The 15236-nt window shown below is 66.6% G+C and carries 15 protein-coding genes; 10 read left to right on the forward strand and 5 right to left on the reverse strand.

Annotated features, from left to right (window positions below; genetic code table 11):
* Nucleotides 1-3 precede the first annotated feature (3 nt).
* Nucleotides 4-1392 (forward strand): ATP-binding protein, encoded by a 1389-nt coding sequence (locus AC07PZ_RS15470; protein ID WP_495295985.1) that lies wholly within the window; start codon nt 4-6, stop codon nt 1390-1392.
* A complete protein-coding gene (locus AC07PZ_RS15475; protein ID WP_495295986.1) occupies nt 1382-1918 on the forward strand; it encodes a response regulator transcription factor in 537 nt (178 codons plus the stop codon). Before AC07PZ_RS15470 ends, AC07PZ_RS15475 begins: the two co-directional genes overlap by 11 nt.
* A gap of 12 nt (nt 1919-1930) precedes the next feature.
* On the opposite strand, the gene AC07PZ_RS15480 is transcribed toward AC07PZ_RS15475, so the two are convergent.
* Nucleotides 1931-2875: a LysR family transcriptional regulator gene (locus AC07PZ_RS15480; protein ID WP_495295987.1), complete on the reverse strand. Its 945-nt coding sequence runs from the start codon at nt 2873-2875 to the stop codon at nt 1931-1933.
* A 172-nt stretch (nt 2876-3047) separates the two neighbouring features.
* Between AC07PZ_RS15480 and gtdA the strand changes: the two genes are divergently transcribed.
* From gtdA to AC07PZ_RS15500, 4 genes are all read left to right on the forward strand, one after another.
* Nucleotides 3048-4097: a gentisate 1,2-dioxygenase gene (gtdA, locus tag AC07PZ_RS15485; RefSeq protein WP_495295988.1), complete on the forward strand. Its 1050-nt coding sequence runs from the start codon at nt 3048-3050 to the stop codon at nt 4095-4097.
* A gap of 38 nt (nt 4098-4135) precedes the next feature.
* On the forward strand, nt 4136-4834 hold the full coding sequence (locus AC07PZ_RS15490; RefSeq protein ID WP_495295989.1) for a fumarylacetoacetate hydrolase family protein: 699 nt from the start codon (nt 4136-4138) through the stop codon (nt 4832-4834).
* Nucleotides 4834-5475 carry a maleylacetoacetate isomerase gene (maiA, locus tag AC07PZ_RS15495; protein ID WP_495295990.1) on the forward strand — a complete coding sequence of 214 codons (642 nt, stop codon included), beginning with the start codon at nt 4834-4836 and terminating at the stop codon, nt 5473-5475. Before AC07PZ_RS15490 ends, maiA begins: the two co-directional genes overlap by 1 nt.
* A gap of 101 nt (nt 5476-5576) precedes the next feature.
* Nucleotides 5577-6908, forward strand: a complete 1332-nt coding sequence (locus AC07PZ_RS15500; protein ID WP_495295991.1) for an MFS transporter — start codon at nt 5577-5579, stop codon at nt 6906-6908.
* 6 nt (nt 6909-6914) lie between these two features.
* Here the strand turns inward: AC07PZ_RS15500 and AC07PZ_RS15505 are convergent, their stop codons facing one another.
* Nucleotides 6915-8003 (reverse strand): hypothetical protein, encoded by a 1089-nt coding sequence (locus AC07PZ_RS15505; protein ID WP_495295992.1) that lies wholly within the window; start codon nt 8001-8003, stop codon nt 6915-6917.
* A 352-nt stretch (nt 8004-8355) separates the two neighbouring features.
* Between AC07PZ_RS15505 and AC07PZ_RS15510 the strand changes: the two genes are divergently transcribed.
* The 4 genes from AC07PZ_RS15510 to AC07PZ_RS15525 all read left to right on the forward strand — a co-directional run bounded on the left by AC07PZ_RS15510 (nt 8356) and on the right by AC07PZ_RS15525 (nt 12960).
* On the forward strand, nt 8356-8910 hold the full coding sequence (locus AC07PZ_RS15510) for a TRAP transporter small permease (protein WP_495295993.1): 555 nt from the start codon (nt 8356-8358) through the stop codon (nt 8908-8910).
* Entirely contained in the window at nt 8907-10205 is a 1299-nt protein-coding gene (locus AC07PZ_RS15515) for a TRAP transporter large permease (RefSeq protein WP_495295994.1), read from the forward strand. The genes AC07PZ_RS15510 and AC07PZ_RS15515 overlap by 4 nt, the downstream gene beginning before the upstream one ends.
* Nucleotides 10206-10252: 47 nt before the next feature.
* Nucleotides 10253-11287 (forward strand): DctP family TRAP transporter solute-binding subunit, encoded by a 1035-nt coding sequence (locus AC07PZ_RS15520; protein ID WP_495295995.1) that lies wholly within the window; start codon nt 10253-10255, stop codon nt 11285-11287.
* A gap of 134 nt (nt 11288-11421) precedes the next feature.
* Nucleotides 11422-12960 carry a methyltransferase regulatory domain-containing protein gene (locus AC07PZ_RS15525; RefSeq protein WP_495295996.1) on the forward strand — a complete coding sequence of 513 codons (1539 nt, stop codon included), beginning with the start codon at nt 11422-11424 and terminating at the stop codon, nt 12958-12960.
* A 64-nt stretch (nt 12961-13024) separates the two neighbouring features.
* Here AC07PZ_RS15525 and AC07PZ_RS15530 read toward each other — a convergent pair whose 3' ends face one another.
* Genes AC07PZ_RS15530 through AC07PZ_RS15540 form a run of 3 tightly spaced genes read right to left on the reverse strand, consistent with a single transcriptional unit; the run spans nt 13025 to nt 15186 of the window.
* Nucleotides 13025-13762, reverse strand: a complete 738-nt coding sequence (locus tag AC07PZ_RS15530) for an amino acid ABC transporter ATP-binding protein (protein ID WP_495296130.1) — start codon at nt 13760-13762, stop codon at nt 13025-13027.
* A gap of 25 nt (nt 13763-13787) precedes the next feature.
* A complete protein-coding gene (locus tag AC07PZ_RS15535; RefSeq protein WP_495295997.1) occupies nt 13788-14456 on the reverse strand; it encodes an amino acid ABC transporter permease in 669 nt (222 codons plus the stop codon).
* Between the two features lies 1 nt (nt 14457).
* Entirely contained in the window at nt 14458-15186 is a 729-nt protein-coding gene (locus tag AC07PZ_RS15540; protein WP_495295998.1) for an amino acid ABC transporter permease, read from the reverse strand.
* Between the last annotated feature and the right edge of the window lie 50 nt (nt 15187-15236).

Consider the following 15236-nt stretch of genomic DNA (forward strand, 5'->3'; position numbering starts at 1 on the left):
TGCATGACCCCATCGACCTCGCACCCACCCACGCCGACATCCACACGGACACCGGGCGGCACGGACACCGTCGCCACGCTGCCGCGCCCCAGCGGCGCGGCGGTCCTCGACAACGCGACGGCCCGCAAGAACATGCAGCTGCTGATCCAGCTGCGCTGGATCGCGGTGGTCGGCCAGGTCGTGACCATCCTCACCGTGCATTTCGGTTTCGGCATCCAGTTGCCGATCGAGCCGATGCTCTGGGTGCTGGCGTGCCTGGCGGTGTTCAACGTCGCCAGCCGGCTGCGCTGGCGCACCCACCGCGAAGTGGCGAACGGCGAGCTGTTCGTCGCGCTGCTGGTCGATGTCGGCATGCTCACCGCGCAGCTCTACCTGAGCGGCGGCGCCACCAACCCCTTCACCTTCCTCTACCTGCTGCAGGTGGCGCTGGGCGCGATGCTACTTCGGCGATGGTCGACCTGGGCGATGCTGGCCGTCACGGCCGCCTGTTTCGCCATGCTGGCGCTGTTCGGCCGCCCGCTCGCATGGCCGCCCGACCACGACCGCGGACTCGCGAGCCCGTACATCCAGGGCATCCTGATCTGCTTCGCGCTGAACGGCGCGCTGCTGGTGGTCTTCATCTCGCGGATCAGCCGCAACCTGCGGGAACGCGACGGCCGGCTCGCCGGCCTGCGCCAGCGCGCGGCGGAGGAAGAACACATCGTGCGCATGGGCCTGCTCGCCTCCGGCGCGGCACACGAGCTCGGCACGCCGCTGTCGACACTCGCGGTGATCCTGGGCGACTGGCGGCGCATGAAGCCCTTTGCCGGCGACGCAGAACTGCTGCAGGAGCTCGACGAGATGCAGGCCCAGGTCAAGCGCTGCAAGACGATCGTCAGCGGCATCCTGCTGTCGGCCGGCGAGGCCCGCGGCGAGTCGTCGGTGGAAACGACCGTGGGCACCTTCATGGACGACCTGGTCGCCGAATGGCGCGCCACGCGGCCCGTCACCTCCTTCGCCTACGACAACCGGTTCGGCCATGACCTGCGCATGGTGTCCGACTCGGCGGTCAAGCAGATGATCTGCAACGTCCTCGACAATGCACTCGAGGCATCGCCGCGCTGGCTGCGCCTCGAAGTCGCGCGCGACGTCGAGGCCCATGCGCTGACGATCACCGTCAGCGACGTCGGTCCCGGTTTCGCGCCGGGCATGCTGGCGCAGCTCGGCAAACCTTACCAGTCGAGCAAGGGCCGGCCCGGCGGCGGACTGGGGCTGTTCCTGGTCGTCAACGTGGCGCGCACGCTGGGTGGCAGCGTCACGGCATTCAACAGCCGCGAGGGTGGCGCGGTCGTGACGATCAGCCTGCCGCTGGCGGCCATCGCGCTCGAAGAGGACGAAGAAGATGGAAGCTGAACGCCGGCTGCTGATCGTCGAGGACGACGCCGCCTTCGCACGCACGCTCGGCCGCTCGTTCGAGCGCCGCGGCTATGCGGTGTCGCACGCGGCCAGCCTGGACGACGTGGTCACGCTGCTGCAGACCGGCTCGCCCGGCTATGCGGTGGTCGACCTGAAACTCAACGGCGACGCGTCCGGCCTGGCCTGCGTGCAGGCGCTGCATGCGCACGACGCCGACATGCTGATCGTCGTGCTGACCGGCTTCGCGAGCATCGCGACAGCGGTCGAGGCGATCAAGCTCGGTGCCTGCCACTACCTGGCCAAGCCCTCGAACACCGACGACATCGAGGCCGCCTTCGGCCGCGCCGAGGGCACGACCGAGGTCGAGCTCACGAACCGCGCGACCTCGATCAAGACGCTCGAATGGGAGCGCATCCACGAGATGCTGGCCGAGACCGGCTTCAACATCTCCGAGACCGCGCGCCGCCTGGGCATGCACCGGCGCACGCTGGCACGCAAGCTGGGCAAGCAGCAGGTCAAGTAGCCGGCGGCCGGGTCAGGCGGCCTGCTCGGCGGGCAGCCCCGGGATGCCCACGCTCTCGGCATTGCGCAGGCAGTCGAGCATTTCCGCCACCGCCGAACGCTTGGCGCTGCCGGCGTTCCAGTACATCGACACCGAACCGAAGCCCGACAGCCGCATCGGCAGGATGCGCATCGCGCCCAGCCGCGCGAAGCGCTGGGCCGTGCGATGCGAGGCCACGCCGATCATGTTGCTGTTGTTGAGCAGCGTGACGTTGACGGTGACCGAGTTCGATTCGACATGGTCGCGCGGCAGCGTGCGGCCCTCGGCGGCGAGCGCGGCCTCGAGCGCATCGCGGATCGGCGTGCCCTTGGGCCAGACCAGCCAGCGGTAGTCGAACATGTCGGCCCAGTCGAGCGTCTCGTGCTTGAACAGCTGGTGCTGCGGCCGCGCGACGAAATGCAGCGGCTCCATGTAGAGCACCTCGGTGCGGATCAGCTCCTGGTCGTACGCCGCCGTGGTGCGGCCCACGATGATGTCGAGCTCGGCGTTGGCGAGCTGACGCATCAGCAGGTCCATGGTGCTTTCGACCAGCCGCACATGCGAGCGCGGCATCTGCTGCAGCAGGCGCAGCACCGCCAGCGGCACGGTGTCCGACGCGGAAGCGCCCGAGGTGCCGACCGCGACCAGGCCGCTGCCGCCTTCCAGCATGGCCGACATGTCGTCGCGCGCCATGTCGAGCTGCGCCTCGATGCGCTGGGCATGCGCGATCAGCGCATCGCCATGCACGGTGGGCCGCAGCCCGCGCGCGAGCCGCTCGAACAGCGGCAGGCCGATGTCGTCTTCCAGTTCCTTCAGCCACTTCGACAGCCCGGGCTGCGTGGTGTGGAGCTCCTGCGCCGACTGGCTCATGTTGCCGGTGCGCGCCAGGCTCAGGAGCATCTGCAGGTTGCGCAGACGCAGCCGCTGCGTCCAATCCATGGGGTTAACCCTCAGAGCAATACGCATCCCGATATGGATGCGAACAAAAGATGATTTTACGGAGTATGGGTCGCTGGAAATAATTGCCGCATCGAAGCGCAAGAGGCCAATGCCGACCCGCTCTTGCCATTGCCCATCTCGCCATCCCGTTTTCCAGTGGAGACAAAACGACATGCCCGCCAACACCACGCCCGACGAAAGCCGCAGCGCCTACTACGCCCGCATCGGCCAGCAGAACATGGCCCCTCTGTGGGAATCGCTGCACGCCCTGGTGCCCAAACAGCCGCGGCCCAAGGCCGTCGCCGCGATCTGGAAATACGCCGACATCCGCTCGCTGGTCATGCAGGCCGGCCAGGTGATCAGCGCCGAGGAAGCCGTGCGCCGCGTGCTGATCCTCGAGAACCCCGGCCTGCCCGGCACGTCGAGCATCACGTCGACGCTGTACGCGGGCCTGCAGCTCATCATGCCGGGCGAGATCGCGCCGAGCCATCGGCACACGCAATCGGCGCTGCGCTTCATCGTCGAGGGCAAGGGCGCCTGGACCGCCGTCAACGGCGAGCGCACCACGATGCACCCCGGCGACTTCATCATCACGCCGTCCTGGAACTGGCACGACCACGGCAACCCGACGATCGAGGAAGGCGGCGAGCCGGTGGTCTGGCTGGACGGGCTGGACATTCCGCTGCTGGTGCACCTGGACGCCGGCTTCGCCGAGAACCACAGCGAATCGATGCAGGCCGTGGTGCGGCCCGAAGGCCACAGCTGGGCGCGCTTCGGCCACAACATGATGCCGGTGCGCCACAAGGTCAGCGACCCGACCTCGCCGATCTTCAGCTACCCCTATGCGCGCAGCCGCGAGGCGCTCGACAGCCTTTATCGCCTGGGCGAACTCGACGCCTGGGACGGCGTGAAGCTGCGCTACACCAACCCCGCGACCGGCGGCTGGCCGATGCCGACCATGGCGACCTTCATGCAGCTGCTGCCAGCCGGCTTCCAGGGCAAGACCTACCGCAGTACCGACGCCACCGTGTTCAGCGTGGTCGAGGGCCGCGGCACGGTGCGCATCGGCGACCAGCACTTCGAGTACCAGCCGCGCGACGTGTTCGTCGTGCCTTCATGGCAACCGGTGCAGCTGGCCGCGGTCAGCGACGCGGTGCTGTTCAGCTACTCCGATCGGCCCGTGCAGGCCGCGCTCAACCTGCTGCGCGAAGAGCGCAGCTGATCCTTTCTCCTCCTCCGATTCTTCAGGGAAAACACACCATGGCTTTCGTCTTCAACCCCGCTCCCACCGTCGCCGTCCCGGTTGCCGGCAGCGACGAGCAGTTCGCGGTGCGCCGCGTGTACTGCGTCGGCCGCAACTACGCCGCGCATGCCCGCGAGATGGGCTTCGACCCCGACCGCGAACCGCCCTTCTTCTTCTGCAAGCCGGCCGATGCCGTGATTCCCGTGGCCGACGGCCAGACGCTGGAACTGCCCTACCCGACGAAGACCGCCAACTACCACTACGAGGCCGAACTGGTGGTCGCGATCGGCAAGGGCGGCTCGGACATCCCGCGCGAGAAGGCGCTCGAACATGCGTGGGGCTACGCCGTCGGCCTGGACATGACCCGCCGCGACCTGCAGATGAAGATGCGCGAAATGGGCCGCCCCTGGGAAATCGGCAAGGCCTTCGATGCGTCGGCCCCGATCGCGCCGCTGCACAAGGCAGAGACCGTCGGCCACTTCGACAGCGCAGCGATCTGGCTGACCGTGAACGGCGCCGACCGCCAGCGCAGCGACGTGTCGCACCTGATCTGGTCGGTGGCCGAGACGATTGCCGACCTGTCGACCTACTTCCGCCTCGAACCCGGCGACCTGATCTACACCGGCACGCCCGAAGGCGTGGGCGCCGTGGTGCGCGGCGACCTGATGAAGGTCGGCGTCGACCGCCTGGGCGAACTGTCGGTGCGCGTGGTCTGATGCAGCTCTACAACTTCTTCAACAGCTCGACGTCGTACCGCGTGCGCATCGCGCTCGCGCTGAAGGGGCTGCCGTACGACTACGTGCCGGTGAACATCCGCACCGGTGCGCACCGCGACGCGGCCTACGTGGCCGAAGTGAATCCGTCGGCCGCGGTGCCCGCACTGGTCGACGGCGACTTCAGCCTGGGCCAGTCGCTGGCGATCATCGACTACCTCGATGCGCAGCATCCGGTGCCACGGCTGCTGCCGCAGGACCCGGTGGCCCGCGCCCGCGTGCTGGAACTGTCGGCCGTCATCAGCTGCGACATCCATCCGGTGAACAACCTGCGCGTGCTGCGCTACCTGCAGGACAAGCTCGGCGTGACGCCCGCGCAGAAGGACGCCTGGTACCGCCACTGGATCGACGAAGGCCTGGCCATCGTCGAGCGCCTGCTGGAACGCCACGGCCACGGCGACTGGTGCTTCGGCGATGCGCCGACGCTGGCCGACTGCTGCCTGGTACCGCAGATCGCCAACGCACAGCGCATGGGCTGCGACACCTCGGCGTACACGCGCACGATGCGCGTCCATGCGCATGCCAGCGCCCATCCGGCCTTCGAGGCGGCCGAGCCGCGCCGGCAGCCCGACCACACCGCCTGAGTGCCGGCGGGCATCGCCCGACCGGCCCGGCGCCACCCGGCGCCCTGCAAGTGCCAAGCGTGCCGCAGGGCGCCGTCCAGAGAACCAGTGAGAGAGACAAGATGTCCGCCAACCCGCCCCTTCACGTTCCGTCCTTCATCGACAGGCAGCCGGTCTCGCGCTTCCAGGTCATGATCGTCGCGCTGTGCTTCCTGATCGTCGCCATCGACGGTTTCGACACGGCCGCCATCGGCTTCATCGCACCGGCCATCGGTGCGCAATGGAAGCTCACGCCGGTGCATCTCGCGCCGCTGTTCGGCGCCGGCCTGATCGGGCTGATGATCGGCGCGCTCGGCATCGGCCCTTTCGCCGATCGCTATGGCCGCAAGGTGGTGCTGCTGGCCAGCGTGTTCTTCTTCGGCCTCATGAGCCTGTTGTCGGCCTGGTCGTCGTCGCTCGAAATGCTGATCGCGCTGCGCTTCCTGACCGGCGTCGGCCTGGGCGGTGCGATGCCCAATGCGATCACGTTGACCGCCGAATATTGCCCCGAACGCCGCCGCTCGCTGATGGTGATGACGATGTTCTGCGGCTTCACGATCGGCTCCGCACTCGGCGGCCTGGCCGCTGCCGGCCTGGTCGAGGCCTATGGCTGGCATTCGGTGCTGGTGCTCGGCGGCGTGTTGCCGCTGATGCTGCTGCCGGTGCTCGCGCTGCTGCTGCCCGAATCGGCCCGCTACCTGGTGGTGGCCGGCAAGCGCACCGACGACGTGCTGCGCACGCTGCGCCGCATCGCACCCGGCGGCGTGCCTGCCCACGCGAGGCTCGCCATGCCGCCCGCGGCCCGCGCCGGCTCGCCGGTCAGCCATCTGTTCGCACCCGGCCTGCTGCGCGGCACGCTGCTGATGTGGCTGGCGTTCTTCTGCAGCATGCTGGTGATCTACCTGCTGTCGAGCTGGCTGCCGACAGTGCTGAAGAGCACCGGCGCGACGCTCAAGACCGCGGCGCTCGTGACCATGCTCTTCCAGGTCGGCGGCACGATCGGCACGCTGATGCTCGGCTGGCTGATGGACCGGCTCAACCCGCATTACGTGCTGATGGTGGCCTACGTGGTGGCCGGCGTCTGCATCGCGATGATCGGCACCTTCGGTGCGCAGCACACGGTGGTCGGCGTGCTGGTGTTCCTCGCGGGCTTCGGCGTGTCGGGCGGGCAGGTCGGCGCCAACGCGCTGTCGGCCGCCTTCTACCCGACCGACTGCCGTGCCACCGGCGTGAGCTGGGCCAACGGCATCGGCCGCATGGGCTCGGTGCTGGGCTCGATGGGCGGCGGCGTCATGCTGTCGATGGGGCTCGGGCTGCCGACGCTGTTTGTGGTGGTCGGCGTGCCGGCGGTGCTGGCCGGCCTCACGCTGATGGTGCTGGGCCTGCACCGCGCGCCGCGGCCGGTGACGGCCTGACCGGCCTCAACTGAAGGGATTGAACGCACTCTGCGGATTCAATCCGTGCTCGGCATTGCCCTGGACGGTGGGGTCGTCTTCGCGCTGGGTGGGCTCGCCGGCACCCATCTTGGCCAAGGTGCCCACAGGCCCCAATATCATGGGTGCGCCACCAGCGTAATAGGGATGGTAGACGACCGTTTCCAGAACGGTGGACGGCTGTTTCGGCAAGCTGTCGGTCAACGCATTGATCGCCTTTTGGTCTATGTAGGGCTGGAGGGCCTGATCTCCCTTGATCTGCTGTGTGATGCTGTTTTTGATTTGGCGGAGGATGTCGGCGCCCAGGTTGCGCAGCAGGACGACCAGGACGTTGACCAACACGGTTTCCTGCACGGACAGCGGGCGATACACCTGCGGTGCATCCTCCGGGTTCTCCAGCATCGCGATCGCCCTTAGGATGACCCCGTGGTCCACCATGCCGCGGATGGTCGCGATCAGCGCCGACGCACTGATCTTGACCGCGTTCAGGTGCTTGTTCCCTTCAAGCAGCTTCGCGATCATGTTCTGGATGTGGTTCCAGTTCACCGCGGCCCCGACCATCCCGGGCGCGACCGGCGGCTTGACCTTGCCGCCCGGGTCCGGGTGTTCGTAGTTCAGGACGCTCTTGATGATGGCTTCCCCGACGACGAGGAAGACGTAGGGCCACGAGACGGCGATGCTGCGCATGACCGGGTTGGTGGCGAATCTCTCGAGCAACTCCACCTCGACCTTGTGCGCCGCGGCCATGGAGACACCTGCGGCAATTCCTGCCTTGGCGAAATTGCCGAGGTACTTGCGCAGATCCGCGAACTCCGGCGCGGTGCAGAAATGCTGCCCCAGGCGAAAGGCCATCTGTTCATCCGTCGGAGCATGCGGGCCGTCGAGACCCAGGAGCTGCACGGCGTCCTTCAACGAGATGTCGGGCACCTGGTCTCCCGGCGATGCGTAGATGTCGTTCTGCGCGGCAGCCGTTTTCGAGGCGTCCCAGATGGGCACGCCGCCAAGTTCGCCTGTCACCTTCCTCTCGGGCGCATTGCGGCCTTGATAGCCGGTACGGTCGCCAGAGGGGTCTTGCACGCATGAGTCATGGAGACCCCGCAGCTGCGCCTGAACCTCGCTCGCGGACCTGGTTTCGTGCCTGGGAATAGCGCCAGTCGACATCGTCGGCTCCTGTAGTTGAAGGCTGCGCAGTGTGTTTTGGCCATCGTCCGCGCGCGACGGCCCGTACGAAGCCGATCCATGCCAAACGAAGTTGGCGATGCGAGCAGCAGACGAGCCGGCCGGCTAAGGAAACCCCCGATGGAAGCAAGGCATCGTGCTGGCTACGATCCGCGCAGCCTTGTCAAAGGGTCGGGTGCGCTGCGCATCCACCGGTGGCACAACAACGACGCCAAGATCCACCCGCTTCGCGCCCAGTGCGCCCGCTCCGATGCCCCTCCCACCCGAAACCGGCCCGGCACTCGATGCCGCCAGCCCGCTGCCGCCGGACCTCCCCGCCGCCGACGAACCCACGCGCGTGCCGCTCGCCATCGAGGACTGGGCGACCGTGGCCATCATGGGCCTGCTGGCCTGCATCACCTTCGCCAACGTGCTGGTGCGCTACTTCACCGACAGCTCGTTCGCCTGGACCGAGGAGTTCTCGGTCTTCCTGATGATCCTGCTCGCCATGGTGGCGGGCTCCGCCGCCGTGGCGCGCGACCGGCACATCCGCATCGAGTACTTCTCCGAAAGCGGCTCGATGGCGCGGCGCAGGCGGCTCGCGCAGTTCGGCGCGGCCATGGTCGCGGCGCTGTTCTTCCTGATCGCCGGGCTCAGCGTGCGCATGGTCTGGGACGACTACCGCTTCGAGGAAACCTCGCCCGGCATCGGCGTGCCGCAGTGGTGGTATTCGATCTGGCTGCCGATCGTGTCGACCGCCATCGCGCTGCGTGCCTGCGGGCTGTTCAGGCGCCGCGGCCGCCGTGACGACGGAGCGGTGGAATGATCGCGACCCTGTTGTTCGTCGCCTTCGTCGTGATGATGCTGATCGGCGTGCCGATCGGTGCGGCGCTCGGGCTGGCCGGCGCGGCCTGCATCGCACTGGCCAATGCCGACGCGCAATGGTTCGGCTTGCTGGCCGTGCCGCAGAACTTCTATGCGGGGCTCGGCAAATACCCGCTGCTGGCGATTCCGATGTTCGTGCTGGTCGGCTCGATCTTCGACCGTTCGGGCGTGGCACTGCGGCTCGTCAACTTCGCGATCGCCATCGTCGGCCGCGGCCCCGGCATGCTGCCGCTGGTCGCGATCGTCGTCGCGATGTTCCTCGGCGGCATCTCGGGCTCCGGCCCCGCGAACGCGGCCGCCGTGGGCGCGGTGATGATCACCGCCATGTCGCGCGCCGGCTACCCGGCCGCGTTCTCGGCCAGCGTGGTCGGCGCGGCAGCGGCCACCGACATCCTGATCCCGCCCTCGGTCGCCTTCATCGTCTATTCGGTGCTGGTGCCCGGCGCGTCGGTGCCCGCGCTGTTCGCGGCCGGCATGGTGCCGGGCATCCTGGCCGGCCTGGCGCTGATCATTCCGGCGGTGTGGATGTCGCGCTCGAACAAGATGGGCGCGCTCGAGGCCTCGCTACCGCGCCCGGCCTTCTGGAAGAGCTTCCGCGAAGCGACCTGGGGCCTGGCCGCACCGGTGCTGATCCTCGGCGGCATGCGCGCCGGCTGGTTCACGCCGACGGAGGCGGCCGTGGTGGCGGTGTTCTACGGCCTGTTCGTCGGCATGGCGATCTACCGGACGATCAAGGTGCGCGACCTGTTCGTGATCCTGCGCGAATCGGGCGAGCTGTCGGCCGTGATCCTGCTGGTGGTTTCGCTCGCGGGCATCTTCGCGTACTCGCTGTCGACGCTCGGCGTGATCGACCCGGTCGCCAAGGCGATCGTCAATTCGGGGCTCGGCGAATACGGCGTGCTGTCGCTGCTGATCGTGATGCTGATCACCGTCGGCATGTTCCTCGACGGCGTGTCGATCTTCCTGATCTTCGTGCCGCTGCTGTGGCCGATCGTGCAGTTCTACAAATGGGACCCGGTGTGGTTCGGCGTGATCCTCACGCTGAAGGTGGCGCTCGGCCAGTTCACGCCGCCGCTGGCCGTCAACCTGATGGTGTCGTGCCGCATCGCCAACGTGCGCATGGAAGAGACGGTGCGCTGGGTCGGCTGGATGCTGTTCGCGATGTTCCTGGTGATGGTGGCCGTGATCATCTGGCCGCAACTCGCGCTCTGGCTGCCGAACCGCCTGGGCTACTGACCGGCACCGCACACGCCAACGAAGATCGATTCCAAGGAGACAAGACCATGACAATCCGCCGCACCCTGCTCGGGCTCGCCATCGCCGCAACGGCACTCGGCTTTGCCACCGGCGCCGCCGCGCAGGCCGCCTACAAGGCCGAATACAAGCTGTCGCTGGTGCTCGCACCGCCGACGCCCTGGGGCCAGGCCGGCCAGCTCTGGGCCAACCTCGTGAAGGAGCGCACGCAGGGCCGCATCAACATCAAGCTGTACCCGGGCGTCTCGCTGATCCAGGGTGACCAGACGCGCGAGTTCAGCGCACTGCGCCAGGGCGTGATCGACATGGCGGTCGGCTCGACCATCAACTGGTCGCCGCAGGTCAAGCAGCTGAACCTGTTCTCGATGCCCTTCCTGATGCCCGACTACGCCGCGGTCGATGCGCTCACGCAGGGCGAGGTCGGCGCCGATCTGTTCAAGGCGATCGACAAGGCCGGCGTGCTGCCGCTCGCCTGGGGCGAGAACGGCTACCGCGAGGTGACCAACTCCAAGCGCGCGATCCGCACGCCGGACGACCTCAAGGGCATGAAGATCCGCGTGGTCGGCTCGCCGCTGTTCGCCGACCTGTTCAGTGCGCTGGGCGCCAACCCGACGCAGATGAGCTGGGCCGATGCGCAGCCGGCGCTCGCCAGCGGTGCGGTCGACGGCCAGGAGAATCCGCTGTTCCTGTTCACCGTGCTGAAGATGCAGAACGTCGGCCAGAAATTCCTGACCACCTGGGGCTACGTGGCGGACCCGCTGATCTTCGTGGTCAACAAGGAGATCTGGGCCTCGTGGACGCCGGCCGACCAGGCGATCGTGAAGCAGGCGGCCATCGACGCCGGCAAGCAGGAGATCGCGATCGCCCGCAAGGGCCTGATCGAGGCCGACAAGCCGGTCTACAAGGACATCGCCGCGATGGGCGTGACCGTGACCCAGCTCACGCCCGACGAGCGGGCGGCGTTCGTGAAGGCCACGCGGCCGGTCTACGAAAAATGGAAGCCGACCATCGGCGCAGAGCTGGTGACGAAGGCCGAGAAGGCCATCGCGGCGCGCAAGCCCTGAGGCGCCGGTCGGGCGGCGACAGCGCGGCGGGCGCGGCCTGCTTTCGCGAACGGGAACGGCGCTTCGCATCGGCATGGTTCGACAAAGCCTTCGGCTCCTAGGCTGCTGGCTTCCGAATCACTCCGAGGCCTCCGATGAATGCGCGACTCCCCCACACCGGCATCGACGCCACGGACGAAGAAAAAGCCTACGACGACGCACCGTACGAGTCGAATCCGTTTGCCCATACCCAGCCTGCACGTTTGGCAGCGGTCGCGCGGCTGTTCGGCCTGAATCCGGCGGCGGTCGGCACGGCTCGGGTGCTGGAGCTGGGCTGCGCGTCCGGCGGCAATCTCATTCCGCTTGCCGTGCACTTCCCGCAAGCCCGGTTCGTCGGCATCGACATCTCCGGCCAGCAGATCGCCAACGGCCAGAGACTGGTCACGCAACTTGGCTTGCAGAACATCGAATTGCGGCATCTGGACATCCAGGCCTTGACGCCCGGCGACGGCCAGTTCGACTACATCGTGTGCCACGGCATCTACAGCTGGGTACCCGCGTCGGTGCGCGATGCCATCCTGCGCGTCTGCAGCGAGAACCTGAAGGACGACGGTGTGGCTTTCGTGAGCTACAACACGCTGCCCGGATGGCACTACGTGCAGCCGGTGCGCGACCTGATGCTGTACTGGACACAGGACATCGCAGCGCCGCAGCAGAAGGTCACCGCCGCACTGGAACTGCTGGAACAACTGAAGGACGTCTCGGAAGATGTATCGGGGAATCTCTACCGCAAGGAATGGGAAATGCTGAAGGGAGCCAGTGCGTCGTACGTCCTGCATGACCACCTGGAGCAGACCAATGCGCCGTGCTATTTCAAGGATTTCGCAGCGCACGCGCAACGGCACGGCCTGGCCTATCTGAGCGACATCGCCTTCCGCAGTCACAGCCCGTTGAACATCACGCCCCTCATGACCGATCTGGCCGACCGGTACGCTGGCGACGACATCGTGCGCGCCGAACAGTTGCTGGACTTCATGCGCCGACGCCGGTTCCGCGAGAGCCTGCTGGTCAAGCAGTCGCGGCAACAGCGGATCGATCGCAGTTCGCCATTGACGCGGCTGGACGACCTGCACTTCCGGCTGCTCCGTCGGTTCATCAAGGACCCGGCACCACCTGCTCGCATGACGGCGATCTGGTGGCATTCGAAGGCCCACATCTACCGCCAGGGTGCAGTCACGGTCAAGTCGGACACGCGGGCGCAATCGATCGTGCTGGACTGGATGACCGATCATGCGACGTCTGCCGACACCTTCACGCTGGACGATCTGGTCGCGCACGCCGTCGCGAACGGCGAGACGCCGACACAGGCGCGCGATGACATCCGGATGCTGCTGTGGGAACTGCTGGGCACCACCGCATTGCGTGCACTGGCCTGCGCCGTGCATGCACCGACACCTGGCGACATGCCTGCGGCCACCCCGCTTTCACATGCCGCCGCTGCGCTCGGCAGCGACACCACGGCCAACATATTCCACGACCGCGTCCGGCTGTCGGAACCGCAGCGTCGTCTGCTCCTGCTGCTGGACGGCACGCGCAATGCCGCAGCGCTGGCCGATGCCCTGGGCGAAGGATCGACCGAAGAAACCGTGCGCGCCGAGATCAGCGCCCTCGCCGAGCAGCACGTCCTCTGCTGAACGTTCGCTCCGAAAGCAGAAAGGCACCCGGAGGTGCCTTTCTGCTTGTTGCTCCCAGCCTCGGTCAGTGCTGGAGGATCTTGTTCAGGAAATCCTTGGTGCGCGGCTGGCGGTTCTCGGGATGGCTGAAGAACTCGTCCTTGGCGCAGTCTTCCAGGATGCGGCCGCCCACGTCGATGAAGATCACGCGGCTCGCGACCTTGCGTGCGAAGGCCATCTCGTGCGTCACGACCATCATGGTCATGCCTTCCTTGGCCAGGCTCACCATCACGTCCAGCACTTCGCCGACCATCTCGGGGTCGAGCGCCGAAGTGGGTTCGTCGAACAGCATCACGATCGGGTCCATCGACAGCGCACGGGCGATCGCCACGCGCTGCTGCTGGCCGCCGGACAGCTGGCCCGGAAACTTGTCCTTGTGAGCCATCAGGCCCACGCGGTCGAGCATCTTCAGGCCGCGCACCTTGGCTTCGTCGGGCTTGCGGCCCAGCACCTTGATCTGTGCGATCGTGAGGTTCTCGGTCACCGACAGGTGCGGGAACAGCTCGAAATGCTGGAACACCATGCCGACCTTGGAGCGCAGCTTCGGCAGGTTGGTCTTGGGGTCGTGCAGCGGAATGCCGTTGACGGTGATCTCGCCCTTCTGGAAGGGTTCGAGCGCGTTCACGGTCTTGATCAGCGTCGACTTGCCCGAGCCCGACGGGCCGCAGACCACGACCACGTCACCCTTGGCAATATTCACCGAGCAGTCGTTCAGCACCTGGACCGGGCCGTACCACTTGGAAACGTTCTTGATTTGAATCATGTTTTCGGACATTTTTTCTCTCCGGTCAGCGAATGATTGCGATCTTTTTATGCAGACGCTTCACGAAGTACGAGAGCGTGTAGCACATCACGAAATAGACGACGGCGGCCAGCAGGTAGGCCTCGATCGGCCGGCCGTAGTTCTTGCCCGCGGTTTCCAGGCCCTTGAGCAGGTCGTAGGCGCCGATGGCGTAGACCAGCGAGGTGTCCTGGAACAGGATGATGGTCTGCGTGAGCAGAACCGGCAGCATGTTGCGGAAGGCCTGCGGCAGGATCACCAGCTTCATGTTCTGGCCGTAGGTCATGCCGACCGCCATGCCCGCGAACACCTGGCCGCGCGGGATCGACTGGATGCCGGCCCGCATGATCTCGCTGAAGTAGGCGGCCTCGAAGGCGATGAAGGTGATCACCGCCGAGCCTTCGGCGCCGATCGGGCGGCCGATCAGGAAGGGCACCAGCAGGAAGAAGCCCAGGATCACCATCACCAGCGGGATGCTGCGCATGCCGTTGACGTAGACGGCCGCCGGCGCATCGAGCCACTTCTTGCCCGACAGGCGCATCAGCGCCAGGATCGTGCCGAAGACGATGCCGCCGATGGTGGCGACGACGGTCAGGATGACGCTGAAGTACAGGCCGTTCAGCACGAACTTGCTGATGACGTCCCAGTTGTAGAACGAAAAGTCGAGATTGCTCATGTCAGTGTCCTCCGCCACCAGCCGAGACGATGAAGCCCGGCACGCGGGTCTTCTTCTCGATGAATGCCATGAGGCGGTTGATCGCGAATGCGGAGATGACGTACAGCGCGGTCACGGCCAGGAACATCTCGATCGGCCGCGAGGTCTCTTCGCTCGACTGGATGAAGAACATCGTGAGTTCGCTCACCGACACCGCGAAGGCCACCGACGAGTTCTTGAAGATGTTCATCGTCTCGCTGGTGAGCGGCGGAATGATGATGCGGTAGGCCATCGGCAGGATCACGTAGCGGTAGTACTGGAAGGTGGTGAAACCCATCGCCATGCCGGCATAGCGCTGGCCCTTCGGCAGCGCCTGGATACCGGAGCGCACCTGCTCGGCGATCCGCGCCGAGGTGAAGAAGCCCAGCGCCAGCACGACCAGCACGAAGCTCGGCACGTCCTTCATCGGCGAGACGAGCGCCGGGATCACGTGGTACCAGAGAAAGATCTGGACGAGGAGCGGAATGTTGCGGAACAGCTCGACCCAGGCATTGCCCAGGCGCACCAGCCATGGGCTGTCGGGCAAGGTGCGGATGATGCCGATCAGCGAGCCGAGCACCAGCGCCACGATCAGCGCAAGCAGCGCGACCGACAGCGTCCAGCCCCAGGCCGAGAGCATCCATTGCCAATAGGTCGGGAATTTCCCGCCGGGGTCTTGCAAGAAGACCTGCCAATCCCAGTTCGATCCCATCGGGACTCTCCTTCTCTTCCAGATCGTTGTTATGAAATGCGCTGTTGAAA

The sequence above is a fragment of the Variovorax sp. GW821-FHT10B04 genome (genome assembly GCF_059415645.1).